Raw genomic sequence first — 23,851 nt, forward strand, 5'->3', positions numbered from 1 at the left:
GTTCCGGGTGAGAACCTGGCCAAGGCGCACGCGGAACTAATGAATGACGAGCTACATGGACGGAAGCGGCGCCCCTGCGGCGATCATGGCCTATGCGGAGCGGGCCCGCGCCTACGCCGCCTCCTCCAAAGCAGAGAACACCAGGCTGGGATACCGGAAAGATTGCGCCGATTTCTGCGCCTGGTGCGCGGCGAAGGGGGTCCGGCCGGTCCCGGCCCAGCCCATGGTCGTGCTGGCGTATCTGATCGACGTCGCCGACCGGCTGAAAGTCTCCACGCCACGACGGCGGCTGTCTGCCATCCGAGACATGCACCGGAACGCCGGTCATGACCTTGAAACAGGTCACGCTGGATTTCGTGAGGCATGGCGCGGGATCTGCCGGACGAAGGGGGCGCCCGCGGCCAAGAAGGCGCCGTTGCTGACGACGGATCTGCGTCGGCTCGTTGCAGCCTTGCCAGCTGAGACGCTGTCTGGGGCACGCGACCGGGCGATCCTGCTCATCGGGTTCGCCGCCGCCCTGCGCCGCTCGGAGCTCGCCGCCCTGAGGGTGTCCCCCGCCCTCTGCTGCTCCTTTGTCGAACTGACCGGCGACGGGCTGTTGGTCCATGTCGCCCGCTCGAAGACCGACCAGACAGGGGAGGGGAGCACGATCGGCGTCCCCTTCGGGACTCACCCAGAGACCTGCCCTGTCCTCGCCTGGCGATGCTGGCTCACGGTCTCGGGTATTCAGGACGGCGCTGCATTTCGCCAGATCAGCCGGCACGGGCGTCTGGGCGCGCGACCGATTACCGGCGAAGCGGTCGCCTTGGTGCTGAAGCGAGCGGTCACGGCAGCGTCACGGGACGGCGGGGCAAGCGCGGAACAGGCGGTGGCGGAGGCGCGACGCTTCTCCGGACACTCCCTGCGATCCGGCCTGGCCACCTCGGCGGCGTCGAACGACGTCCCAGGGCACGTCATCCAGGCGCAGCTGCGCCACAAGAGCTTTGAAACGACGGCCGGGTACATACAGGCAGGGCGGATACGGCGTCGCGCCGGCGGGACGCATCCGTAAGTTGCAACAATCCGTTTGACACGTCCCGGGCGCCATACAAGCATGCGCGCGCCGCCATGGAGGCGGGCGTTCGCGATTTGTAGGGAGTAAAGCCATGCTGGGCGTTCGGGGAATTTTGCTTGGCTTGGCCCTGTCGCTCGGGTCCGTGGCCGGCGCGGCCGCCCAGACGGTCGAGATCGAGTATTGGCAGTATGTGTTCGACGCCCGCATCAAGGCGATGGACGAGCTGATCAAGCGCTTCCAGGCCGCCAATCCGACCATCAAGGTCAAGCACACGACCTTCCCCTACGCCGACTACCAGACCAAGATCGCCGCCGCGCTTCCGGCGGGGCAGGGGCCGGAGGTGGTCCAGCTGTTCTATGGCTGGCTCGACAACTTCGTGGGCGCCAAGTTCCTGCAGCCCCTGCCGAAGGACGCGTTTCCGCCCGCGACGATCGAGAAGGAGTTCTACCCGATCGTCTCGGCGATGAAGCGCAACGGCGACTATTACGGCCTGCCGACGGCGGTGCGGTCTCTCGCGCTCTTCTATAATAAGAAGCTCTTCCAGGACGCGGGCCTCGACCCGGCCAAGCCGCCGCAGACCAATGACGAACTGCTCGACTTCGCCAAGAAGACGGTGAAGCGGGACGCCGCCGGCAACCTGCTGTCGGAAGGGATCACGCTCGACTTCCCCGGGCAGGACTATCATTGGTGGCGCGAGACGCTTCTGCGCCAGATGGGCGGCGCGCCCTACAGCGACGACAACAAGAAGGTGACGTATGACAGCGAGGCCGGCGCCAAGGCCCTGAACTGGTACGCGGACCTCCAGCGCGTCCACAAGGTCGGCCAGGCCGGCTTCATGGACGAGGGGCAGGCCGCGTTCCGCGCCGGCCGGGCCGCCATGACGATCGACGGCAGCTTCCGCCTGGGCGCGTTCAACGGCATCAAGGGCTTCGAGTGGGGCGTCGCCGAACTTCCGGCCGGGCCGGACGGCAAGCGCTACGACTTCGCCAGCTACTGGGTGAACGCCATCACCACCAAGGCGACCGGCGAGAAGCTCGAGGCCTCCAAGAAGTTCCTCGCCTATGTCACCTCGCCCGAGGCCATGCAGGTGTGGCTCGACATGGTCGGTGAGCTGCCCGCCCGCAAGGCCGCGGCCGAGACGGACAAGAACCTCGCCAACCCCATCTACGGGCCGTTCCTGAAGGCGCTGAACTACTCCACCGCCACCGTCTTCGTCGACGAGGCGGGCCAGCGCCAGGTCGCGCTCGACCTCGCCAACCGCGTGCTGATCCAGAACCAGGACGCGAAGGCCGCGCTCGCGGAGGCGGCCAAGGCGGAGCAGGCGATCCTGGACCGCTTCTACGCGCCGAAGTGACCCGGCTGTCGAGCCTCATCGGAGGCCAGGCCGGGCTCGGGCTTCGCCAGAAACAGGTGGTCTGGGCCTGGACCTTCCTGGCCGTCCCGGTCCTGTTCTACGCGACCATCCGGTTCTACCCGACGGCGGAGGCCTTCTATCTCTCCACCACCAACTGGAACCTCCTGTCGAAGCCGGCTTTCGTCGGGCTGCTGAATTTCAGGAGGCTCCTGTCGGACCCGGTGTTCTGGCAGGTGTTCCGCAACACCGTGCTGTATCTGGCGATCGGCACGCCCCTGAGCCTCGTGCTGGCGTTCACGATCGCCTATCACCTGGACCGGGTCCGCTTCCTGCACGGGTTCATCCGGGCGCTCTATTTCCTGCCCTTCCTGACCACGGCGGCGGCCATGGCCTGGGTCTGGCGGTGGTTCTACCAACCGGTTCCGATCGGGCTCTTCAACGACGTCCTGGCCACGCTCGGGATCGCGCAGCAGCCTTTCCTGCGGTCCACCACCCAGTCACTGCCGTCCGTGCTCGCGCCGGCGATCTGGGCGGGGCTGGGCTTCCAGGTGATTATCTTCCTCGCCGGACTGCGGGCGATCCCGACCACCTATTATGAGGCGGCGCGCATCGACGGGGTGTCGGACCTGACGATCCTGAGGCGCATCACCATCCCGCTGCTGCGGCCCACCATCATCTTCCTGGTCGTCTTCTCGTCGATCGGGTTCCTGCGGATCTTCGACCAGGTCTACAACATGACCACGAACGATCCGGGCGGACCCTTGAACGCCACCAAGCCGCTCGTCCTCCTCATCTACCAGACGGCGTTTTCGTCCTTCGACATGGGTTATGCGGCGGCCCAGACCGTCGTGCTGTTCCTGGCCCTTCTCTGCGTCTCGCTCGTGCAGCTGCGCCTCTTGAGGGATCGCTGATGAGCGCCTCCGCGTTGCAGTCGCGGGCCGGCTTCGGGCGCGCCGTGGCGTGGGTCCTGCTCCTGGCGGGCGGCCTCGCCATGATCCTGCCGCTGGTGTTCATGTTCTCGACCTCGCTGAAGGAGTCGTCCGAGGTCTATGACCTGAGGCTCGTTCCGGCCCACCCGACGCTGGACAACTATGTCGCGGTGCTGTCGGACGGCCGCTTCCTGCGCTGGTTCGCCAACTCGATGGGCGTGGCGACCGTGGTGACGCTGTCCAACGTGTTCTTCGACAGCCTCGTCGGCTACACCCTGGCGAAGTTCGAGTTCCGGGGCCGCTACTTCGTCTTCCTGGCCATCCTGTCGACCCTGATGGTGCCAACGGAGATGCTGGTCATTCCCTGGTATGTGATGGCCCGCAACGTCGGATGGCTCGACACCTACTGGGGCATCATGTTCCCGGGCATGATGACGGCCTTCGGGACCTTCCTGATGAAGCAGTTCTTCGAGACCGTGCCCAACGACTTCCTCGAAGCCGCGCGCGTGGACGGGTTGAACGAGTTCGCGATCTTCTGGCGCATCGCCATGCCGCTCGTGACCCCCGCGCTCTCCGCCCTGGCGATTTTCACCTTCCTGAGCAACTGGACCGCCTTCATCTGGCCGCTGATCGTGACGACCAGCAAGGAGCTGTACACGCTCCCGGTGGGGCTCTCGAGCTTCGCGGTCGAACAGCAGATCCAGTGGGAGCTGATCATGACCGGCGCGGCTCTCGCCACCTTGCCCACGCTTCTCGTTTTCCTGGTCCTGCAGCGCTACATCGTCCGCGGCGTCGTGCTGGCCGGTCTGAAGGGTTGAACCCATGAGCCGCGATCCGCGCGCCGACGACCGATCGGTCTTTCCCGACCCCGTCTACAAGGAAACGGTGCTGAGGCCGCTCTTCGACGCCGCCAAGGCGCATCATGTCGAGGGTTTCCGCGCCATCGACCGCGCCCACCTGGTCATGCTCGCGGAGACCGGGATCCTGCCGCGCGACGCGGCCGCCCGGATCGCCGGGGCCCTGAGCGAGATCGACGCGCAGCTCGACCCTGCGGCGCTGGTCTATACGGGCGAGGTGGAGGACTATTTCTTCGCCATCGAGGCCGAACTGCGCGGGCGCCTCGGACCCGACGAGGCGGGCCGCCTGCATACGGGCCGCTCGCGCAACGACATCGACCATACGCTTTTCAAGCTCGCGTTGAAGCCGCGCGTCGACCGGTTGGCGGCCCAGCTGCGGAGCCTCGCTGCGGCGGCGCTGGACCTCGCCGAGCGGGAATCGCGCACCCTCATCGTGGCCTATACGCATGGACAGCCGGCACAGCCGTCCACCCTCGGCCATTACCTGGGCGCCGCCATCGAGGTGATGCTGCGCGACCATGAGCGCCTGATGCAGGCCCGGGAGCTGCTGGACCTTTCACCCATGGGCGCGGCGGCGATCACCACCTCCGGGTTTCCGATCGACCGCGCGCGCGTCGCCCGCCTGCTCGGTTTCCAGGCTCCGCTGGAGAACTCCTACGGGTGCATCGCGGCGGTCGACTATGTGACGGCGACGTTCAGCGCGCTGGAGCTGGTCTTCCTCCATCTCGGCCGGGTCATCCAGGACCTGCAGTTCTGGACCGCCTTCGAGGTGGGGCAGATCTACGTCCCCAACGCCTTCGTCCAGATCTCCTCGATCATGCCGCAAAAGCGCAACCCGGTGCCGATCGAGCACCTGCGCCATCTGGCGTCGCAGACGATGGGGAGGGCGCGGATGATCCGCGACGTGATCCACAACACGCCCTTCACGGACATGAACGACGCGGAAGGCGAAACCCACGAGGCCGGCTACCAGGCTTTCGAGACCGGCGGGCGCGTGCTCGACCTGCTCGCGGCGCTGCTGCCCAGCCTGCAGGTCGACGACCGCCGCGTGGCCGACACCATCCGCCGCTCCTGCATCACGATCACCGAACTGGCCGACAGCCTGGTGCGCGGCGAGGGGCTTTCCTTCCGCCAGGCGCATGAGATCGCAGCCGAGGTCGCCCGCGAGGTCGTCGCCGCCGACGGCGACCTGCCTGGCGACGGCTACGCTCCCTTCCTGGCGGCGTTCCGCCGTCACGCCGGCCGCGACCCGGCGCTGTCCGCCGAGGGCTTCGGCGAGGCCGTGTCGCCCGAGCGCTTCGTGGCGGTGCGCGAGCGCTTCGGCGGGCCGGGGCCCAGGGCGCTCGCCTCAGCGCTGGCCCGCTACCGCGAGCGGCTCGACGCCATGACGGCGGAGGCCGGGGCGATCGCCGCGCGCGAGCGGGCGGCCCGGGGCGAGTTGGACGCGGCGTTCGCCGCCCTGCAGGGAGCCGCCTAGTGGCCGCCATCGCGATCGAAGGCCTCGTCAAGCGCTACGGGCCGGTGCAGGTCGTGCACGGCATCGACATCGACGTCCGGGACGGCGAGTTCGTCGTCTTCGTGGGCCCTTCGGGGTGCGGAAAATCCACCACCCTGCGCATGATCGCGGGGCTCGAGGAGATCGACGGCGGCGAGATCCGGATCGGCGGGCGCGTCGTCAACCGGCTGGAGCCCAAGGAGCGGAACATCGCCATGGTGTTCCAGAACTACGCGATCTACCCGCATATGAGCGTGGGCGAGAATATCGGCTTCGGCCTCTACACGTCGAAGCTGTCGAAGGCCGAGAAGCGCGCCAAGATCGAGGAGGTCGGCCGCATCCTGGGACTGGAGGCGCTGCTTGAGCGCCGCCCCTCGGCGCTCTCGGGCGGCCAGCGGCAGCGCGTCGCCATCGGCCGCGCCATGGTGCGCGACCCGGCCGCGTTCCTGTTCGACGAGCCGCTGTCGAACCTGGACGCCCAGCTGCGATCCCAGATGCGGCTGGAGATCAAGCGGCTGCACCAGCGCCTGGGCGCCACGATCGTGTATGTCACGCACGACCAGGTCGAGGCGATGACGATGGCCGACAGGATCGTGGTGATGCGCGAGGGCCGCATCCTGCAGATCGGCGAGCCGATGCAGCTCTACGAGAATCCCGCCGACGTCTTCACGGCGCGCTTCATCGGCTCCCCCACCATGAACATCATGGCGGCGGAGCTGCGCGACGGCGCGGTCCGGCTGCGCGACGCAGAGGTTCGGGTCCCGCGCCAGACGCTCCCTCGATCCGGGCGCGTCTGGCTGGGCGTGAGGCCGCAGGAGCTGCGCGTCCTGCAGCCGGACGAGCCCGCCGACCTGGTCCTGACGGGGCTGGTCGCCGTCGTGGAGCCCCTCGGCCCGGAGACCTTCGTGCATGTGGAGATGGGCGATCAGCTCATCCTCGCCTCCGCGTCGGCCAAGACGCCGCCGGCGGTGGGCGGCGCCGTCCGGCTCGGCGCTCCAGCATCGGCGCTGAAGCTGTTCGACGTGGAGACCGAGCGCGCGCTGTAGCGCGCTCCCTATCCGGCTGGCGCGGGAGGACGCGCGACGACGGGGACGTAGTCCTCCAGGTCCTCGTCGTCGAATTGGACCGTGCGGCCCAGCTCCGCCGAGCGATAGAGCGCCATCAGCATGCGCACGACCTCGACGCCGTCGCAGAAGGTCTCCATCGGGACCTCGCCCTTGCGGAAGGCTTCGACGAAGTGGCGGTTCTCCAGCGTGTAGCCGTAGACGCCGGCCTCGTCCTCGAGCACCGGCATGAGGCCCTGCTCGGCGTTCTGCTTCTCGACGAGGTCTTCGCCGGCGCTGCCGGTGACGGCGCGCGACATGAAGACCTTCAGGCCCGTGCCGAGCGAGTTGAACTCCATCGCGTATTCGGGCCCCAGCAGCTCCAGCGTGATGCGCAGGCCCGCGCCCACATAGGCCCAGGAGGTCGTGGCCTCGATGATCAGCTCATGGCCGTCGGCGTCCTGCAGGGTCAGCAGCCCGCGGGCGAAGTCCTCCGCCGGGCGGCGGCCATAGTCGACCGCCGAGCCCATCGAGGCCCTCAGGCGCTCCGCATAGGCCGGCCGGGTCCATTTCAGGTTCGCCACCGTGGCGCTCGCCGAGACGAGCTTCAGCGCGTCGCGCCGCTCGCCAGGCGCGGTGAGCATGAAGCGGGCGACCTCGACGCTATGGCACATCATGTCGGAGAGCACGCCGCCGCCCTGCAGCTCTCCCTGCCAGAACCAGGGCTCGTGCGGGCCGCTGTGCTCCTCGGTGGCGCGGGCGATGTAGGGGCGCCCCGTCGTCGGCACGGCTCGCCGCCAGATGATGTCGCGCCCCCGCAGCACCGCGGTGGAGAACAGCTGGTTCTCCAGATAGCCATGCAGCAGCCCGCAGTCCTCGACCAGCTCCAGCATGCGCCGGGCCTCCCGAAGCGTCCGCGCCAGCGGCTTCTCGCACGCGACGGCGCGAAGCCCGGTCGCGCCCTGCTTCACGAGGCGGTGGATCTCGGTCATCGCCTCGATCCGGGCGTGGTTTGGATTGACCAGCCACACCGCGTCGACCTGGCCCGAGGCCAGCATCGCCTCGATGCTCTCATAGGCGACGCAGGGGCCGAGCTCCTGCTCGCGCGCCTTGGCGGCGAACGCGTCCCGCCGGCCGGGCCGGGGGCTGTAGACGCCGGTGACCTCCACGTTGCGCACGCCCGTCAGGGAGGCGAGGTGGAAATTGGCCATGAACCCGGCCCCGATGAATCCGATCCTGAGCGTGGGGATCTGTTCGCGTGGCACTCTCGTCTCCTCTGTGCGGCGCCGGCCGGCGTGGCGTCCGAGCGCGGCTGCGTCACTCGCGCGGGTTCAGGGCGTCGTTCAACGCGTCGCCGAGCATGTTGAAGGCGATCACCACGGTGACGATGGCCATTCCGGGCCACACCGCCATCCAGGGCGCCTCCACCAGGAACTGGCGCGCCGCGTCGAGCATGCTCCCCCAGGACGGGGCGGGCGGAAGCTGGCCCAGGCCCAGGAAGGCGAGGCTCGCCTCGGCCAGGACCGCGATGGCGGTCGTGAGCGCCGTCTGGACGATGATCGGCGGCATGATGTTGGGCAGGATGTAGGCCGTCAGGATCTTGGGGTGCGACAGCCCGACCGACACCGCGGCGCTGACGTAGTCCTCCTCCCGGACGGCCAGCGTCTGCCCGCGGGCGAGCCGCACGAAGACCGGCATCGCCGAGACTCCGATGGCGATCATGGCGTTCTGCAGGCTCGGACCCAGAAAGGCGGCCAGCGCGATGGCCAGCACCAGGAAGGGACAGGCCAGCAGGGCGTCGGTCAGCCGCGAGATCACGACGTCGACGACGCCGCCGAAATAGCCGGCCAGCATGCCGAAGGGCAGGCCGACCACGAGCGCGATGGCGACGGAGAGGAAGCCCGCCGCCAGGGACGCGCGCGCGCCGTAGATGACGCGCGACAGCACGTCCCGGCCGAGATCGTCGGTGCCGAACCAGTGCGCCGCCGACGGCGCCTGCCGGATGGCCATCCAGTCGGAGGCGTTTGGATCATAAGGCGCCACGAAGGGCGCGAGCAGCGCCGCGAGCGCGAAGGCGACGATGATGAAGCCGCCCACGATGGCGGCCGGCTCGCGGACGAGGCGGCCCGCGACCGTCTTGCGGCCCATCCAGCCGCGGCCCGCGAGCGGCGCGGCGACGTCCGGCGCGCTCATGTGCGGATCCTCGGGTTCAGGGCCGCATATGCGAGGTCGGCCAAGAGGCTCAGCAGCAGGAAGAACGCCGCCGCGCACATCACCACCGCCTGCACCACGGCGTAGTCGCGGCCGAACACGCCGTCGACGATCATCTTGCCGAAGCCCGGGATGCCGAAGACCTGCTCGGTCAGGACCGCGCCCGAGAGCAGCTGGCCCAGCTGCAGGGTGGCCAGCGTCACCACCGGGATCAGTCCGTTGCGCAGCGCGTGCCTCACCACGACGATGCGCTCGGGCAGGCCCTTCGCCCTGGCGGTGCGCACGAAGTCCTGGCGCAGCACGGTCAGCATGGAGCTTCGCGTGTGGCGCATGATGATGGCCGCCGACGCCGACCCGAGAACGACGCTCGGCAGCAGCATCGTCTTCAGGTTCCCCCACGGACTCTCCAGGAAGGGGACGTAGCCGCCGGACGGCAACAGGCCGAGCGTGACCGAGAACAGCAAGATCAGCATGATGCCGAACCAGAAGCTCGGGATGGACAGGCCGGCCAGGCCCAGCACGCCGACGACGTAGTCGACCATCCCGCCGCGCTTCAGCGCCGCCGCGACCCCGGCCGGAACGCCGAGCGCCAGGGCGATGATCATGGACAGGATGGACAGTTCGAGGGTGACCGGCAGCTTCTCGGCCACCATCCGGCCGATGGGAAGTCCGGTGCGCACCGAGGTCCCGAGATCGCCCGACGCGAAGGCCTTCAGCCAGATCCAGTACTGGACCGGCAGCGGCTGGTCGAACTGGTACTTGTGCCGCAGGAACGCGATGATCTCCGGGCTGCGGTCCTCGCCGGCGAGCGCCAGGGCCGGGTCGCCCGGCAGCAGCTTCTGCAGGCTGAAGACCAGCACCGACACGAGGAGCAGGGTGGGGACCGCCACCGCGACCCTGCCGGCGAGAAATCGCAACATCACGGCTCCGCGAAACGAGGTCGGGGCGGCGCGGGCCGCCCCGGGCGCGTCAGGAGGCGGGCTTGACGCCCTTCAGGCGCAAGAGCCCGTCGGGGTAGACGACGACGCCGTCGACATTGGCCCGCGCGGCGAAGAACCAGTTGGGATGGTAGATCGGGATGGTCGGGAGGTCGGCCAGGTAGATGCCCGTCGCCTTGTCGTAGAGCTGCTTGCGCTTGGCGACGTCGCCCTCCGCCCGCGCGGCGTTCAGCACGCCCTCGAGCTCCTTGTTGCAGTATTTGTTGACGTTCTGGCCGCCATTGCAGGCGAAGAAGGAGTAGAGCGTCGGGTCCGGATCGGCGCGGCCGCTCCAGTTGCCGATATACATCTCGAAATTGCCGGCCAGATAGCGCTGGATCGCGGTCGCGGTCTCGAGCGGCAGCAGCTTGACGTCGAAGCCCGCCTCCTTCGCCATGGACTGGACGATCTGGGCGACGCGGGCGTCCGTGAGGGCGTTTTCGAACGTGATCTCGACCGGAACGCTGGTCGCCCCCGCTTCCGCCATCAGCTTCTTGGCCGCCGCCACGTCGCGCGCCGGCGCCGGGTGGGTCTTGGGGTAGAACGGGTCCGAGGGCGGGATCATCTGGTTGTCGGCCGTGTATTCGCCGTTGAACGCCACCTTGTTGATGACGTTCCGGTCGATCGACAGCTCGAAGGCCTTGCGCAGGCGCGCGTCCTTCTGCAACGGGGAGTTCGCCTTCTCGGGCTCGCCGACCTTGACCATCAGGTGGGAGACCGCCAGCCCGGGCGCGCTGTGCAGCTTCAGGTTCTTGTCGTCGCGCACGGTCTTGAGGTCGGTCGGCGCGATGCGTTCGGCGATGTCCAGGTCGCCCGCCCGCACGCGAGCGAGACGCACGGTGGAATCGGGGATGTAGGAGTAGACGATCTCGTCATAGCCGTAGCGCCCGGCGTCCCAGTATCCGGGGTCCTTCTGCAGCCGGATGAGGTCGCGCGACTTGCGCTCGACGAACTTGTACGGGCCGACGCAGACCGGCTTGGCGGCGAAGTCCTCCTTCGCGCCCGCGGCGGGCGACACCATCATGCCGGCGCGGTCGCTGAGCACCGACAGGAGCGGCGCGAAGGGCTCCTTGAGGTTGAGCCGGACCTGGTCGGGGCCCAGCACGTCCACGCTGGCGACGGCCGCCAGTTCGGCCTTCCGGCGCGAGTCCTTCATGGTCAGCATGCGGTCGATGTTGAACTTCACCGCCGCGGCGTCAAAGGGCGTCCCGTCCTGGAAGGCGACGCCCTTGCGCAGCGTGAACACGACCGATTTCTGGTCGTCCGCGAAGGTCCACGTCTCGGCGAGCTGGGGAACGATGCCCAGATCCGGGCCGATGTCGACGAGCTTGTCGCACATCGCCGCGAAGACGAAGCGGCCGATATAGGTGCCGCTCGTGGCCGGATCGAGCGCGTCGGGATCGTCCTGGATTCCGACCCGAAGGGTCGTCGCATGGGCGCTCGAGAGGGCGAGGACTGGCGCGAACGCCATGGCGGCGAACAGGGACCGACGCATGCGCATGAGAAACTCCCTCTCGTCGCCGTCATTCGTGACGGCGTTCGACTTCAAGCGTCATGGATGCACGCATAGCGATGTTTGTAAAGGAGCCTGACGAATGATCGATTCAGCATGCCTCGCAGGTGCGAAAAGACCGCCAACCCACAAGCCCAAGGTTGACAGCACGACTATATGGCATCCAGTTTGTCTGCAGCCTGGACGAATTGGGTTCGCATGACAGACGCGATGACGACACCGCTGGCCCGCCAAATGTCGGTCCGCGCCGTGATGGAGACGCTGATGCGCGCCGGGCCGATCTCCCGGGCCGAGCTGGCGCGCGTCACCGGCCTGTCCAAGCAGACGGCGTCCGAGGTGGTCCGCGACCTGGAGGCGAATGGCTGGGTGCGGGAGCGCGGCCAGACGCAGGGCCTTGTCGGCCGCAGCGCCACGACCTATGAGCTCGACGTGAGCCGGGCCTATGTGCTCGGCGTCGATCTCGGCGGCACCAAGGTGCATGTGGCCCTGGCCGACCTCGCCGGCGCCATCGCGGCGGAGGAGATCGAAGCCACCGACAAGCGGGGCGGCCAGCACGTGGTGGAGCAGATCGCCGCCCTCACCAGCCGCGCCGCGTCCCGCGCGGGGGCGGACCCCCGCCGGATCCGCTATGGCGCGATGGGCAGCCCCGGCGTGTTCCAGCCCGGGTCCGGCCGCATCAACATCGCGCCCAACATCCCCAACCTGGACCGGATCGACGTCGTCCAGGCGCTGCGAGACCGGCTCGGCTTCGCGGTCGCGGTCGAGAACGACGTCAATCTGGCGGCCGTGGGGGAGCGTTGGCGCGGGTGTTGCCGGGACGCGTCCACTTTCGCCTTCGTGGCCCTGGGGACCGGCATCGGCATGGGCCTGATGGCCGACGGCAAGCTCATCCGGGGCGCGCGCGGAGCTGCCGGGGAGATCGCCTATCTGCCGCTGGGAGGCGATCCCTTCGACTCGCGCGGCTACCGCCTCGGCACTCTGGAGACCGCCATCGGCAGCGTCGCCATCCTGGAGCGCTTCCGCGGGCTGGGCGGCGAGGGCGTCGAGGACGTGCGCGGGGTCTTCGACCGGCTCGTGGACGGAGATCCGGCCGCCCGGACGACCATCGACGAGGTGGCGCGCCTTCTGGCGCAGGCCCTCATGGCCGTCCGCGCGCTGCTCGACCCCGAGCTCGTAGTGCTGGGGGGCAGCATCGGCTCGCGCCCGGAGCTGGTGGAGCGGGTGCGCGCCCTGCTGGCGGGATTCATGACGGAGCCGCTCCGGGTCGAGGCGAGCCCGCTGGGCGGCCGCGCCGCCCTCCTGGGCGCGGTCGGCACGGCGCTGTCCACCCTCTACGACGCCGTGTTCGGCCTGACCGGCCTGCCCGGGGAGCAGGCCCGTGAGGACGCGCCCGCTGCGGCGGTCACGGCGGCCTGACATGCGCCGGTCGCTCACCTTGACCATCCTGCCCGACGCCGCGGCCGTCGCCGAGCGCGTCGCCGACAGGATCCTGTCGCTCGCCGCGTCCCGCGCCCGCGTCACGCTCGGGCTGGCCACCGGGGACACCATGCGCCCCGTCTATGAGCGGCTCGTCGCGGCCGCGGCGCGCGGCGCCAGCTTTTCGGGCGCGACCTGCTTCAACCTGGACGAATATGTCGGGCTGGCGCCGGACCACCCGTCCGCCTTCGCGCACTTTATGCACCGGCACTTCTTCGACCATGTCGACGTCCCCGCGCGGGCGCGGCGCTTTCCGCCGACGGCCCCGGCGGAGGACGCCGGCCGGTACGACGCGGCGATCAGGCAGGAACGAGGCATCGACCTCCAGGTCCTGGGCGTCGGCCGCAACGGGCACATCGCCTTCAACGAGCCGGGCTCCAGCTTCGGCTCGCGCACGCGCGTCGTGACGCTGGATCCCTCCACCCGGGCCGCCAACGCGAGCGCCTTCGGGGGCGAGGAGGCGGTCCCGCGCCAGGCCGTGACGGTCGGGATCGCGACCATCCTGGACGCCCGCGAGATCCTCGCGGTGGCGACCGGCCGCGCGAAGGCCGGCGCGCTGCGCGACGCGCTGGAGGGGCCGGTGACGCCCGACTGCCCCGCTTCGGCGCTGCGGCTCCACCCCAACGCCTCCATCCTATGCGACCTCGACGCCGCATGCCTGCTGCAGGGCGCCGATGCGGCGCGCGCCCAGGACGATCCGACAGGGTGGAGACGATGCGCGATTTCATGAAGCCCGGCCGATCCGTGGCCATCGCCGAGAACGGCATGGCCGCGACGTCCCACCCGGCGGCCACGCTCGCCGCCGTCGAGATCCTGAAGGCGGGCGGCAACGCCATCGACGCCGCCATCGGGGCGGTGGCGCTGCAGGGCGTCATCGATCCGCACATGACGGGGATCGGGGGCGACTGCTTCGTCCTGTTCAAGCCGGCCAGGGGACGGCCCATCGCGCTGAACGGATCGGGCAGGGCGCCGCTGCGGGCCGAATGCGGGTGGTTCGCCGAGCGCGGGATGACCGCCATCCCGGACGGCTCGGCCCATGCGGTCACGATCCCCGGCGCGGTGGACGCCTGGCTCCGGCTCTCGGGGGACCACGGACGAAAGGGCCTGGACGAAGTGTTCGCTCCGGCCATCCGGGCCGCCGAGGACGGCTATGTGCTCACGCCGCGGGTCGCGCTGGATTGGGCCCGTTACGCCGACCGGCTGCGGGCCCACGAGGAGGCCGCCCGCATGTTTCTGCCCGGCGGGCGCGCCCCGGTCGCCGGCGACCGCATGCGCAATCCGGCCCTGGCGGCGACGCTGCGCCGGATCGCCCGGGAGGGCCGATCCGCCTTCTACGAGGGCGAGGTGGCCCAGGAACTGACTTCCGTGCTCGCCGCCAAGGGCGGCCTCCACGCCCTGGACGACTTCGCCGCGCAGGCGTCGGACTATTGCGAGCCGATCGGAGCCGCCTACCGGGGCCATGAGCTCTTGGAATGCCCGCCCAACGGACAGGGCCTTGCGGCGCTCCTGATCGCGCGCATCCTGGAGGGCTTCGATCTCGCCAGCCCGGCTCTGAGCGAAGCCGACCGCATCCATCTGCTGGCCGAGGCCACCAAGGCCGCCTATCGACAGCGCGACAGGCTGGTGGCCGATCCGGCCTTCCATGCGCTGGACGTCGGCGAGATTCTCTCCGATCGATCCGTGGCGCGCCTTCGCGCGCCCATCACCCTGGAGAAGGCGCTCGACGCCGGCGCCTTCGACGGCCCGGCTCATCGCGACACCGTCTATGTGACGGTGGTCGATCGCGATCGGAACGCCGTATCGTTCATCAACTCGCTGTTCTTCGCCTTCGGCAGCGGCGTCTACGCGCCGCGCTCCGGAGTGCTGCTGCAGAATCGGGGCGCGGGATTCAGCCTCGACCCCAAACACCCCAACGCCGTCGCTCCGCGCAAGCGGCCGATGCACACGATCATCCCCGGGATGCTGATGCGCGACGGCGAGGCCGTCATGTCCTACGGCGTCATGGGCGGCCAGTACCAGGCCGCCGGCCACGCCCACATCCTCTCGCGCATCGTCGATTTCGGGGAGGATCCGCAGGAGGCGTCGGACCAGCCCCGCTCCTTCAGCTTCGACGGGGTGCTGTCCCTGGAGCCGACCATCGCGGAGGACGTTCGGGCCGATCTCGCCGGGCGGGGCCACGCGACCGCATGGGCCGACGAGCCGCTGGGCGGGTGCCAGGCCATTGAGATCGACCACCGCAGGGGCGTGCTTCTCGGCGGCACGGACCACCGCAAGGACGGCGTCGCGCTGGGTTACTGAGGCCCGGCTGCAAGCCAAGGAGAAGCGCCAGCGTGACCGAACCCCTGCTGTCCGTCGAAGGCCTCACGCTCGCCTTGCCGCAGGACGCGGATCGCCTCCATGCGGTCGAGGACGTGTCCTTTTCAGTCGGGCGAGGCGAGATCCTCTGCCTCGTCGGCGAGTCGGGATCGGGCAAGTCGGTCTGCGCCCAGGCCCTGATGGGCCTCCTGCCGGCGGCGATCCGCCCCGTGGGCGGCGCCATGCGCTGCGCGGGGCGCGATCTCCTGGCGCTCGATGCGGAGGCGTGGCGCTCCGTCCGCGGACGGGAGATCGCCATGATCTTCCAGGAGCCCATGACGGCGCTGAACCCGGTGATGCGCATCGGCGACCAGATCGCCGAGGCCTTCGAGGCGCACGGGCTGCATGCGCCGGCGGAACGGCGGGCGCGCGCGCTCGACCTCGCGAGCGAGGTGGGCCTGCCCGACCCGGCCCGCATCCTGCGCGCCTACCCGCACGAGATCTCCGGCGGGCAGAGGCAGCGCGCGATGATCGCCATGGCCCTGGCGCTGGAGCCGGCCCTGCTCGTCGCCGACGAGCCGACCACGGCGCTCGACGTCACCACGCAGGCGCAGATCCTCAAGCTCATCCGCGAGTTGCAGCGTCGCCGGCGCATGGGCGTGGTGTTCATCACGCATGATTTCGGCGTGGTGCGGGAAATCGCCGACGCGGTCGTGGTGCTGGAGAAGGGGAGGGTGGTGGAGAGCGGTTCGGCCGCCCAGGTCCTGACGCAGCCGCGCCACCCATATACGCGCGGGCTCCTCGACGCCATCCCGTCCCTCGATCCTGCGGCGCACGCCCCCGCCGAGGCGCAACTCGTCTGCGAGGTCGCTGGCCTGACCAAGACCTACGCCAGCCGCTCGGGCCTTCTCGGCGACGTGCGGGTCGTCCATGCGGCCAAGGATGTGAGCTTCGTCATCCACCGCGGCGAGACGCTCGGCCTGGTGGGCGAATCGGGGTCCGGCAAGTCCACGGTCGCCCGGCTGGTGGTGCGCGTGCTGGACCCGGACTCAGGCCGGATCAGCGTCGGCGGAGCCGACCTGTCGGTCGTCAGCGGACCGCGCCTGCGGCAGGCGCGGCGACGCGTGCAAATGGTGTTCCAGGATCCGTTCGCGTCGCTGAACCCCAGGCGCAGGATCGGGATGAGCATCGCCGATGGTCCGATCGCGGGCGGAACGCCGAAATCCGTGGCGCTGGAGGAAGCGCGCGCGCTGCTGGCGCTGGTGGGCCTCGACCCGCGCGCCGCGGACCGGTTCCCGCACGAGTTCTCCGGCGGCCAGCGCCAGCGCATCGGCATCGCAAGGGCGCTGGCGCTGCGGCCGGACCTGATCGTGGCCGACGAGCCCGTCTCGGCGCTGGACGTCTCGGTGCAGAAGCAGGTCCTGGATCTGCTGCAGGACCTGAAGACGAGGCTCCGGCTGTCCATGCTCTTCATCACGCATGATCTTCATGTCGCCGCCCAGATCTGCGACCGCATCGCCGTGATGCGCCGGGGCGAGATCATCGAGATGCGGCCCGCGCGCGACCTCTTCGCCTCGCCGGAGCACCCCTACACGCGCGAGCTCCTCGCCGCCGCCCCGCGCCTGCCCGAGCGCCTGCGCCGAGTCCCCGACTGATCTGCGTCAATGCCTGACGGGGACGCCGCCGCTACGTGATTCCGAACGTGGCCGGGGTCCCAGCGGTGTCGCTTCTTGCATTCGTCTCGGCGGTCGCCGCGCTGCTCGTCGCGCCCGGACCCACTAACGCCTTGATGACGGTCGCCGGAGCGCAGGGCGGATTGGGCCGGGCGGCGAGGCTGATTCCGGCTGAACTGGCGGGCTACTGCACGGCGGTCTTGCCCCTGGTCTGCCTAGGCGGAAGCGTGGTCGAGCAATGGCCGGCCCTGGCTTCCGCCTTGAAGATCGTCGCGGCGGCCTGGGTGATGCGCGTCGCCCTCAGGCTCTGGCGTCGTCGGCTGGCCCGCGACCCTGTCGTGGTGTCGCGCCGCATGATTTACGTGACGACCCTGCTCAACCCGAAAGCGCTCGTCTTCGGCCTCGCCTTGCTCCCGTCCCCTGGCGACCCGTCTTTCGTCCTGAAGCTGGAGCTCTTCTGCCTCATGGTGGTGGGCGCGGGGCTCGCCTGGGGCGCGGCGGGGACGCTGACCCGACGCGGCGAGGGCGGCGGCGCCGGACTGACGACGATCCAGCGAGTCGCGTCCGTCTGGCTGGCCCTCGTGTCGGCGACGCTGATCGCCGCGGCGATCAGGGCGTAGCGCACGCCGCGGCCATTCGTCCCGCCCGCTCACAACATCGTGGAGCGGTCGCGCCCTCGCTTGCGGCGTTAAACGCGTTCAGCGAGATTGCGTTGAACGAACGCCTGAACGGCGCGGCGAGGGAGGAACTCCGATGGTGCGGCTCACCGTGAATGGGAGCGTCAGAGAGGTCGATGCGGAGCCGGACACCCCCCTCCTGTGGGTGATCCGCGAGCAGATCGGCCTGACCGGGAAGAAATATGGGTGCGGCGTGGCGGCCTGCGGGGCCTGCACGGTCCACATCGACGGCGTGGCGGTGCGCTCCTGCAGCCTCCCGGTCGGCGAGGTGAAGGCCGACCAGAAGGTCGTCACCATCGAGGGGCTGTCGCCGGACGCGTCGCATCCCTTGCAAAAGGCGTGGCTGGACCAGGACGTGCCGCAATGCGGCTACTGCCAGTCCGGCCAGATCATGGCCGCCGCGGCGCTCTTGGCCGCGACTCCCAAGCCCACCGACGAGCAGATCGCCGCGGAGATGACCAACATCTGCCGCTGCGGCACCTACAACCGCATCCGCGCCGCGATCAAGCAGGCCGCGGGCGTCGCAGGCTGACGGGGACACGCCATGACCGCTCACGCACGTCCCTCCCGCCGAACCTTCCTGGCCGGCTCCGCGGCTGCGGCCTCCGGGCTGACGCTCGGTTTCCACATTCCCTTTGCGGGCGACGCTCTCGCGCAGGCGCAGGCGCCCGAGATCAACGCCTGGGTGGTGGTGAAGCCGGACGACTCCGTCGTGGTCCGCATCGCCCGCGTCGAGATGGGGCAGGGGACCCTGACCGGCCTCGCCCAGCTCGTGGCCGAGGAGTTGGAGGCCGACTGGTCCAAGGTGACCACCGAATACCCGACCCCGGGGCAGAACCTCGCCCGCAACCGCGTCTGGGGGAACTTCCAGACGGCCGGCAGCCGCGGCATCCGCGACTCGCAGGACTATGTGCGCAAGGGCGGCGCGGCCGCCCGCATGATGCTGGTTCAGGCGGCCGCCAACGCCTGGAACGCGCCCGTCTCCGAATGCGTGGCGCAGAAGGGCGTGGTGCTTCACAAGGCTTCCGGCCGAAGCCTGAGCTACGGCAAGCTCGCCGAGGCCGCCGCCAAGCTCGAGCCGCCCAAGGATCCCCCGCTCAAGGACCCGAAGGACTGGACCATCGCCGGCAAGCCGCTGAAGCGGCTGGACACGGCCGACAAGCTCAACGGCAAGCAGGTCTACAGCATCGACGTGAACCGTCCCGGCATGCTGAACGCCGCGATCCGCGACTGCCCGATCTTCGGCGGCAAGCTGAAGAGCTTCGACGCCGCCAAGGTCATGGGCATGAAGGGCGTCCGCAAGGTGGTCGCGGTGGGCGACACCGGCGTGGCGGTCGTGGCCGACACCTGGTGGCGGGCGAAGTCGGCCCTGGAGGCGCTGCCGATCGTGTGGGACGAGGGCCCGAACGCCAGGCTCTCCTCCGCCGACATCAAGGCGATGCTCAAGGAGGGCCTCACGGCCGAGCAGGCCTTCGTGGGCAACCAGGCGGGCGACGCGAAGGCCGCCATCGCCGGGGCCGCAAAGGTGGTGGAGGCGACCTACAGCTTCCCGCACCAGCACCACGCCACCATGGAGCCGATGAACGCCACGGCGCTGTGGACGCCGGAGCGGTGCGAGGTCTGGACCGCGACCCAGAACGCGGAGGCCGCGCTGGCCACCGCCGCGGCGGCGTCGGGCCTGCCCATCGGCCAGTGCGACGTGCACCGCCTCAATCTCGGCGGCGGCTTCGGACGTCGGTCCTCCAGCCACGACTTCGTGCGCCAGGCGGTGCTGATCGCCAAGGAGCTTCCCGGCTCGCCGGTGAAGCTCATCTGGTCGCGCGAGGAGGACATGCTCCACGGGCGCTATCACCCCACGACGATGTGCAGGATGACGGGCGCCCTCGACGCCTCCGAGGCGCTGGTGGGCCTGCACATGCGCATTTCGGGGCAGTCGATCCTGGCGGGCCTCAACCCGCAGGGGCTGCAGAACGGCAAGGACCCGGCGACCTTCCAGGGCCTCAATGCGAGCGGGACGGAGGGCGTCCTCGGCTACGCGATTCCGAACCTCCTGATCGACCACGCCATGCGCAACCCGCCGGTGCCGCCCGGCTTCTGGCGCGGCGTGAACAACAACCAGAACGCGCTCTATCTGGAGTGCTTCATGGACGAGCTCGCGCTGGCGGCCGGAAAGGATCCGCTGGAGTTCCGCCGCGCGCTGCTGGCCAAGAGCCCGAAGCACCTCGCGGTGCTGAACGCGGTCGCCGAGAAGGGCGACTGGGGCAAGCCCGCCCCGGAAGGCGTGCATCGCGGCCTGTCGCAGCACATGGGCTATGGCAGCTACGTGGCGGCCTGCGCCGAGGTGAAGGTGGACAAGGACGGGACCGTGAAGGTGCTGCGCATCGTGGCGGCGACCGATTGCGGCCACGCCGTCAACCCGCAGCAGATCGCGGCGCAGATCGAGGGCTCCTTCGCCTTCGGCCTCAGCGCCGCCCTGCACGGGGAGATCACCATCAAGGACGGCCGGGTCGAGCAGGAGAACTTCGACACCTATCCGGTGATCCGGATGGACGAGATGCCCAAGGTGGAGTCGGTGATCGCGCCCTCCGGCGGGTTCTGGGGCGGCGTCGGCGAGCCGACGATCTTCGTGGCGGCCCCCGCGGTCCTCAACGCGATCGCGGCGGCGACCGGCAAGCGGCTGCGCGACATGCCGATCAAGCCCGAGGAGCTGCGGCGGGTATGACGCCGTGGGCCGGATGGGCGGCGCTGGCGCTGGTCGCCTGGAGCCAGCAGGGGGCCCTGGCCGGGCCTCCCCCGCCGGCGGGAGCGGCGGCGTGCTCGGGATGCCACGGCGCGACTCCGGGCGCATCGGCGGGTCCCGTGCTCCAGGGCCGGTCGGCCGACGAGATCGTGGCCGCCATGCGGGACTACCGCGAGGGACGGGTTCCGGCGACCGTGATGGACCGCATCGCGCGAGGCTTCAGCGACGAGGAGACCCGCGCCGTGGCGGCCTGGATCGCCGAGAAGCCGTGACGCCCGCATGACCGCGCCCCTCCACCGCAGGACCGTGATGGCGGGTCTGGCCGCGAGCCTGGCGACGGCCACGGCCCGGCCCGCCTTGGCGCAGGGCCGGGCGCGAATGGTCGTGGTCGGCGGCGGCTTCGGCGGGGCGACGGCCGCGAGGGAGCTCGCCCGGGCCGGCTTCGACGTGACCCTGCTGGATCCGGACCCGACCTACTGGGCCTGCCCGATGAGCAACGCGGTCGTGGCGGGCCTGCGCCCGATGGAGGCCCAGCGCTTCGACCGCGCCGGCGTGGCCGGGGAGGGCGTGACCATGGTCGCGCAGGCGGCCAAGGCTGTGGACGCCGCGGCCAGGAGGGCCGTCCTGCAGGACGGGACGCGTCTCGCCTATGACCGGCTGGTGCTGGCGCCTGGCGTCGACATGCGCTTCAACGCCGTCAGGGGCTATGACGAGGCCGCGGCGGAGCTGGCGCCGCACGCCTGGAAGGCGGGGCCGCAGACGCTGCTCCTGCGCCAGCAGCTCGAAGCCATGCCGGACGGCGGCGTGGTGGCCATCTCCGCGCCGGCCAATCCCTATCGCTGCCCGCCCGGCCCCTATGAGCGGGCCAGCCTCGTCGCGCATTACCTCAAGACACGAAAGCCTCGCTCCAAGTTGCTGATATTGGACGCAAAAGATGCGTTCTCGAAACAGAAGCTGTTCCAGAACGCCTGGGCGGAGCTCTATCCCGGCCTGATCGAGTGGGTGGGCCTCTCGGGCGGCGGCGCGGTCACCGAGGTCGTCGCGGCGGAGCGCATGCTGGTCACCGATTTCGGCCGCCATAAGGTCGACGTCGCCAACGTCATCCCGCCCCAGCAGGCGGCCCGCATCGCCCGCGAAGCCGGCGCGGCGGACCGGACCGGCTGGTGCCCGGTCGACCCCGTCACCTTCGAATCGCGGCTGCTCCCCCACGTCCATGTGATCGGAGACGCCGCCGTGATGGGCGGCATGCCGAAATCGGCCTTTTCGGCCAACGCGCAGGCGAAGGTCTGCGCCGCCGCCATCGCGACCCTCATGGAGGGTGGCGAGCCTTCCCCGCCCAAGCTGATCAACACCTGCTACAGCCTCGCAGCGCCGGACTACGGCGTCTCGGTCGCCGGCGTCTATCGTCCCCAGAACGGCGTGCTCGCCGATGTGGAGGGCGCGGGCGGGACGAGCCCCGTCGACGCGCCCCGCTCGCAGCGGGCGCAGGAGGCGCTCTACGCGGAGGCGTGGTTCCGCACCATCACGGCCGAGGTCTTCGGGTGAGGGCCACGTTCGCAGCGCTATGCGTGGGGGCGGCGCTCGGCGCGCCCGCAACGGCCTCGGACCGCATCGACGCGCCGCTGGACGGCCTCTCCGGCGACCCCGCCCGCGGCAAGGCCATCGTGCTGAACCGGCGGAAGGGGCTCTGCCTGCTCTGCCATTCCGGCCCTTTCCCGGAGCAGCCGTCGCAGGGCGACCTGGCGCCGGACCTCAGCGGGGTCGGCGCGAGGCTCGACCCTGCCCAGCTGCGCCTACGCATCGTCGACAGCCGCCGCCTCGACCCGGCCAGCATCATGCCGGCCTATCGCCGGACGGAGGGGCTCGCCCGGGTCGCGGCGCCTTACCGGGGCAAGCCGATCCTGGCCGCGCAGGAGGTCGAGGACGTGGTCGCCTTTCTGTCGACGCTGCGCTGAGGAGCCACCATGGCCGACATGCCCCGCTCGTCGACCCTGACCCGCCGCGGCGTCCTCGCCGGCGCCTGCGGCCTCGCGGCCTGCGCGTGGGCGCGGCCGACGCGGGCGACGCCCGCCGCCATGCAGGAGGCCATCCGGGCCTTCACCGGCGGCGCCCCGACCGTGTCCGGCGGCCTTGTGCTGGAGATCCCGCCGCTGGTGGAGAACGGCAACGCCGTGCCGCTGACCGTCCGGGCCGAAAGCGCGATGGCGGACGACGACATGGTGAAGGCGATCGCGGTGTTCAACGAGCGCAATCCGCAGCCCCATGTCGCGGTGTTCCGGTTCTCCGGCCTGTCCGGCCGGGCGGCGGCGTCGACCCGCATCAGGCTGGGCGACTCGCAGATCATCGCCGCGGTGGCCGCCATGGCGGACGGCTCGTTCCGCATGGCGAGCGCCGAGCTGGTCGTGACCCTCCCGGCCTGCGTGGAGAACTGAGATGGCGCGCGCGCTCGTCAGCGTCCCGGCCCGGGCCAAGCGGGGCGAGGTCGTCGAGATCAAGGCCCTGATCTCCCATCCGATGGAGACGGGCTACCGAACCGGGCCGGACGGAACGCTCGTGCCGCGCGACATCATCCACCGCTTCCTGTGCACCTTCGAGGGCGAGGAGGTGTTCAGCGCCGACCTGGCGCCCGCGATCTCGGCCAACCCCTTCCTCAGCTTCACCCTGCGGGCGGAGCGCAGCGGCGTCCTGACCTTCCGGTGGTTCGACGACAAGGGCGGCGGGCAGGTCGAGACGGCCTCCCTGGTCGTGGACGGCTGATGGCGAACGCCGAAAGGGGCGCGTTTCTCGCCGCCGCCGGACTGCTCGCGGTTGTCTGCGCCACGCTTCCGTCCGCGGCCCAGCAGGCGGCCGAGCCGGGACGACGCTCGGGCTTCGGCTTCATGAGCCCGCAGACCCAGGCCATGCAGCGCGACGACGCCGCCAATCCGGGCATGCTCTGGGCGCTGGAGGGCGACGCGTTGTGGCGCGCGCCGGCGGGCGAGGCCGGGCGGTCCTGCGCCGCGTGCCACGGCGAGCCTGCGTCCATGACGGGCGTCTCGGCGCGCCACCCCGCCTGGAGCGAGGCGGCCGGCAGGCCGGTGGACCTGCAGACGCGGATCAATCTATGCCGCGTCGATCGCCAGAACGCGCCGGCCTTCGCGCTGGAGTCGCGCGAGCTGCTCGCGCTGGCGACGCTGATCGGGCGTCAGTCCCGCGGGCTTCCCGTTTCCCCGCCGGAGGATGCGAGGCTCACCCCCGTCCGTCAGGCGGGCGCGGACCTCTACGCGCGCCGACAGGGCCAGCTCGACCTGTCATGCGCCGATTGCCATGACGCGCATGTGGGAGGGCGGCTCGGAGGCAGCGTCATCCCTCCCGCGACGCCCACCGGCTATCCGCTGTACCGGCTCGAATGGCAGGACCTCGGCTCGCTGCAGCGGCGCCTGCGCAACTGCCTGACCGGGATGCGGGCCGAGCCCTATCCGTTCGGCGCGCCCGAATACGTCGCGCTCGAAGCCTTTCTGGCCGAACGGGCCCGAGGCCTCCCGGTGGAGACGCCGGCCGTGCGGCCCTGAGGCTCA

At 70.2% G+C, this 23,851-nt stretch carries 23 protein-coding genes; 19 read left to right on the forward strand and 4 right to left on the reverse strand.

The genetic code is table 11. The features are described 5' to 3' along the window. The first annotated feature begins 43 nt into the window (after window positions 1-43). The 6 genes from ACYVO7_RS16605 to ACYVO7_RS16630 all read left to right on the forward strand — a co-directional run bounded on the left by ACYVO7_RS16605 (window position 44) and on the right by ACYVO7_RS16630 (window position 6,735). A complete protein-coding gene (locus ACYVO7_RS16605; RefSeq protein ID WP_460450919.1) occupies window positions 44-1,051 on the forward strand; it encodes a tyrosine-type recombinase/integrase in 1,008 nt (335 codons plus the stop codon). A gap of 94 nt (window positions 1,052-1,145) precedes the next feature. Beyond that, on the forward strand, window positions 1,146-2,408 hold the full coding sequence (locus ACYVO7_RS16610; protein WP_460450920.1) for an extracellular solute-binding protein: 1,263 nt from the start codon (window positions 1,146-1,148) through the stop codon (window positions 2,406-2,408). Window positions 2,409-2,413: 5 nt separating this feature from the next. Next, window positions 2,414-3,319, forward strand: a complete 906-nt coding sequence (locus ACYVO7_RS16615; RefSeq protein WP_460451056.1) for a carbohydrate ABC transporter permease — start codon at window positions 2,414-2,416, stop codon at window positions 3,317-3,319. After that, window positions 3,319-4,155, forward strand: coding sequence for a carbohydrate ABC transporter permease (locus ACYVO7_RS16620; protein WP_406857474.1), 837 nt, complete (start codon window positions 3,319-3,321; stop codon window positions 4,153-4,155). The genes ACYVO7_RS16615 and ACYVO7_RS16620 overlap by 1 nt, the downstream gene beginning before the upstream one ends. Before the next feature lie 4 nt (window positions 4,156-4,159). Then, a complete protein-coding gene (argH, locus tag ACYVO7_RS16625; protein ID WP_460450921.1) occupies window positions 4,160-5,671 on the forward strand; it encodes an argininosuccinate lyase in 1,512 nt (503 codons plus the stop codon). Next, a complete protein-coding gene (locus ACYVO7_RS16630; RefSeq protein ID WP_460450922.1) occupies window positions 5,671-6,735 on the forward strand; it encodes an ABC transporter ATP-binding protein in 1,065 nt (354 codons plus the stop codon). Before argH ends, ACYVO7_RS16630 begins: the two co-directional genes overlap by 1 nt. 8 nt (window positions 6,736-6,743) lie before the next feature. Here the strand turns inward: ACYVO7_RS16630 and ACYVO7_RS16635 are convergent, their stop codons facing one another. Genes ACYVO7_RS16635 through ACYVO7_RS16650 form a run of 4 tightly spaced genes read right to left on the reverse strand, consistent with a single transcriptional unit; the run spans window position 6,744 to window position 11,421 of the window. Then, on the reverse strand, window positions 6,744-7,997 hold the full coding sequence (locus ACYVO7_RS16635) for a Gfo/Idh/MocA family protein (protein WP_460450923.1): 1,254 nt from the start codon (window positions 7,995-7,997) through the stop codon (window positions 6,744-6,746). Window positions 7,998-8,049: 52 nt separating this feature from the next. Next, window positions 8,050-8,880, reverse strand: coding sequence for an ABC transporter permease (locus ACYVO7_RS16640; protein WP_460451057.1), 831 nt, complete (start codon window positions 8,878-8,880; stop codon window positions 8,050-8,052). 41 nt (window positions 8,881-8,921) lie between these two features. After that, window positions 8,922-9,863 carry an ABC transporter permease gene (locus tag ACYVO7_RS16645; protein ID WP_460450924.1) on the reverse strand — a complete coding sequence of 314 codons (942 nt, stop codon included), beginning with the start codon at window positions 9,861-9,863 and terminating at the stop codon, window positions 8,922-8,924. A gap of 49 nt (window positions 9,864-9,912) precedes the next feature. After that, window positions 9,913-11,421 (reverse strand): ABC transporter substrate-binding protein, encoded by a 1,509-nt coding sequence (locus ACYVO7_RS16650; RefSeq protein WP_460450925.1) that lies wholly within the window; start codon window positions 11,419-11,421, stop codon window positions 9,913-9,915. A gap of 222 nt (window positions 11,422-11,643) precedes the next feature. Here ACYVO7_RS16650 and ACYVO7_RS16655 point away from each other — a divergent pair, with 222 nt between their 5' ends. From ACYVO7_RS16655 to soxA, 13 genes are all read left to right on the forward strand, one after another. Next, window positions 11,644-12,849 carry an ROK family protein gene (locus ACYVO7_RS16655; RefSeq protein WP_460450926.1) on the forward strand — a complete coding sequence of 402 codons (1,206 nt, stop codon included), beginning with the start codon at window positions 11,644-11,646 and terminating at the stop codon, window positions 12,847-12,849. A 1-nt stretch (window position 12,850) separates the two neighbouring features. Then, window positions 12,851-13,639: a glucosamine-6-phosphate deaminase gene (locus ACYVO7_RS16660; RefSeq protein ID WP_460450927.1), complete on the forward strand. Its 789-nt coding sequence runs from the start codon at window positions 12,851-12,853 to the stop codon at window positions 13,637-13,639. After that, on the forward strand, window positions 13,624-15,207 hold the full coding sequence (locus ACYVO7_RS16665; protein WP_460450928.1) for a gamma-glutamyltransferase family protein: 1,584 nt from the start codon (window positions 13,624-13,626) through the stop codon (window positions 15,205-15,207). Before ACYVO7_RS16660 ends, ACYVO7_RS16665 begins: the two co-directional genes overlap by 16 nt. Before the next feature lie 32 nt (window positions 15,208-15,239). Further along, window positions 15,240-16,859 (forward strand): ABC transporter ATP-binding protein, encoded by a 1,620-nt coding sequence (locus tag ACYVO7_RS16670; protein ID WP_460450929.1) that lies wholly within the window; start codon window positions 15,240-15,242, stop codon window positions 16,857-16,859. 65 nt (window positions 16,860-16,924) lie between these two features. Further along, on the forward strand, window positions 16,925-17,497 hold the full coding sequence (locus tag ACYVO7_RS16675; protein ID WP_460450930.1) for a hypothetical protein: 573 nt from the start codon (window positions 16,925-16,927) through the stop codon (window positions 17,495-17,497). 133 nt (window positions 17,498-17,630) lie between these two features. Beyond that, window positions 17,631-18,086, forward strand: a complete 456-nt coding sequence (locus ACYVO7_RS16680; RefSeq protein ID WP_460450931.1) for a (2Fe-2S)-binding protein — start codon at window positions 17,631-17,633, stop codon at window positions 18,084-18,086. 12 nt (window positions 18,087-18,098) lie between these two features. Further along, window positions 18,099-20,276 (forward strand): xanthine dehydrogenase family protein molybdopterin-binding subunit, encoded by a 2,178-nt coding sequence (locus ACYVO7_RS16685; protein WP_460450932.1) that lies wholly within the window; start codon window positions 18,099-18,101, stop codon window positions 20,274-20,276. Beyond that, window positions 20,273-20,566, forward strand: coding sequence for a c-type cytochrome (locus ACYVO7_RS16690; protein ID WP_460450933.1), 294 nt, complete (start codon window positions 20,273-20,275; stop codon window positions 20,564-20,566). The genes ACYVO7_RS16685 and ACYVO7_RS16690 overlap by 4 nt, the downstream gene beginning before the upstream one ends. A gap of 7 nt (window positions 20,567-20,573) precedes the next feature. Beyond that, window positions 20,574-21,839 carry an FAD-dependent oxidoreductase gene (locus ACYVO7_RS16695; RefSeq protein WP_460450934.1) on the forward strand — a complete coding sequence of 422 codons (1,266 nt, stop codon included), beginning with the start codon at window positions 20,574-20,576 and terminating at the stop codon, window positions 21,837-21,839. Next, window positions 21,836-22,249: a sulfur oxidation c-type cytochrome SoxX gene (soxX, locus tag ACYVO7_RS16700; RefSeq protein WP_460450935.1), complete on the forward strand. Its 414-nt coding sequence runs from the start codon at window positions 21,836-21,838 to the stop codon at window positions 22,247-22,249. The genes ACYVO7_RS16695 and soxX overlap by 4 nt, the downstream gene beginning before the upstream one ends. A gap of 9 nt (window positions 22,250-22,258) precedes the next feature. Beyond that, complete coding sequence (locus ACYVO7_RS16705; protein WP_460450936.1) at window positions 22,259-22,726, forward strand: thiosulfate oxidation carrier protein SoxY; 468 nt, start codon at window positions 22,259-22,261, stop codon at window positions 22,724-22,726. A 1-nt stretch (window position 22,727) separates the two neighbouring features. After that, window positions 22,728-23,051, forward strand: a complete 324-nt coding sequence (gene soxZ, locus ACYVO7_RS16710) for a thiosulfate oxidation carrier complex protein SoxZ (protein ID WP_460450937.1) — start codon at window positions 22,728-22,730, stop codon at window positions 23,049-23,051. After that, window positions 23,051-23,845 (forward strand): sulfur oxidation c-type cytochrome SoxA, encoded by a 795-nt coding sequence (soxA, locus tag ACYVO7_RS16715; protein ID WP_460450938.1) that lies wholly within the window; start codon window positions 23,051-23,053, stop codon window positions 23,843-23,845. The genes soxZ and soxA overlap by 1 nt, the downstream gene beginning before the upstream one ends. Window positions 23,846-23,851 lie beyond the last annotated feature (6 nt).

The sequence above is a fragment of the Alsobacter sp. SYSU BS001988 genome (assembly GCF_054796215.1).

Coding starts and splice junctions, on each gene's coding strand:
- ACYVO7_RS16605 (WP_460450919.1), top strand. CDS start 44: ATGACGAGCTACATGGACGGAAGCGGCGCCCCTGCGGCGATCATGGCC.
- ACYVO7_RS16610 (WP_460450920.1), top strand. CDS start 1,146: ATGCTGGGCGTTCGGGGAATTTTGCTTGGCTTGGCCCTGTCGCTCGGG.
- ACYVO7_RS16620 (WP_406857474.1), top strand. CDS start 3,319: ATGAGCGCCTCCGCGTTGCAGTCGCGGGCCGGCTTCGGGCGCGCCGTG.
- argH (WP_460450921.1), top strand. CDS start 4,160: ATGAGCCGCGATCCGCGCGCCGACGACCGATCGGTCTTTCCCGACCCC.
- ACYVO7_RS16640 (WP_460451057.1), bottom strand. CDS start 8,880: ATGGGCCGCAAGACGGTCGCGGGCCGCCTCGTCCGCGAGCCGGCCGCC.
- ACYVO7_RS16645 (WP_460450924.1), bottom strand. CDS start 9,863: ATGTTGCGATTTCTCGCCGGCAGGGTCGCGGTGGCGGTCCCCACCCTG.
- ACYVO7_RS16650 (WP_460450925.1), bottom strand. CDS start 11,421: ATGCGCATGCGTCGGTCCCTGTTCGCCGCCATGGCGTTCGCGCCAGTC.
- ACYVO7_RS16655 (WP_460450926.1), top strand. CDS start 11,644: ATGACGACACCGCTGGCCCGCCAAATGTCGGTCCGCGCCGTGATGGAG.
- ACYVO7_RS16660 (WP_460450927.1), top strand. CDS start 12,851: ATGCGCCGGTCGCTCACCTTGACCATCCTGCCCGACGCCGCGGCCGTC.
- ACYVO7_RS16665 (WP_460450928.1), top strand. CDS start 13,624: ATGCGCGATTTCATGAAGCCCGGCCGATCCGTGGCCATCGCCGAGAAC.
- ACYVO7_RS16680 (WP_460450931.1), top strand. CDS start 17,631: ATGGTGCGGCTCACCGTGAATGGGAGCGTCAGAGAGGTCGATGCGGAG.
- ACYVO7_RS16685 (WP_460450932.1), top strand. CDS start 18,099: ATGACCGCTCACGCACGTCCCTCCCGCCGAACCTTCCTGGCCGGCTCC.
- ACYVO7_RS16690 (WP_460450933.1), top strand. CDS start 20,273: ATGACGCCGTGGGCCGGATGGGCGGCGCTGGCGCTGGTCGCCTGGAGC.
- ACYVO7_RS16695 (WP_460450934.1), top strand. CDS start 20,574: ATGACCGCGCCCCTCCACCGCAGGACCGTGATGGCGGGTCTGGCCGCG.
- ACYVO7_RS16705 (WP_460450936.1), top strand. CDS start 22,259: ATGGCCGACATGCCCCGCTCGTCGACCCTGACCCGCCGCGGCGTCCTC.
- soxZ (WP_460450937.1), top strand. CDS start 22,728: ATGGCGCGCGCGCTCGTCAGCGTCCCGGCCCGGGCCAAGCGGGGCGAG.
- soxA (WP_460450938.1), top strand. CDS start 23,051: ATGGCGAACGCCGAAAGGGGCGCGTTTCTCGCCGCCGCCGGACTGCTC.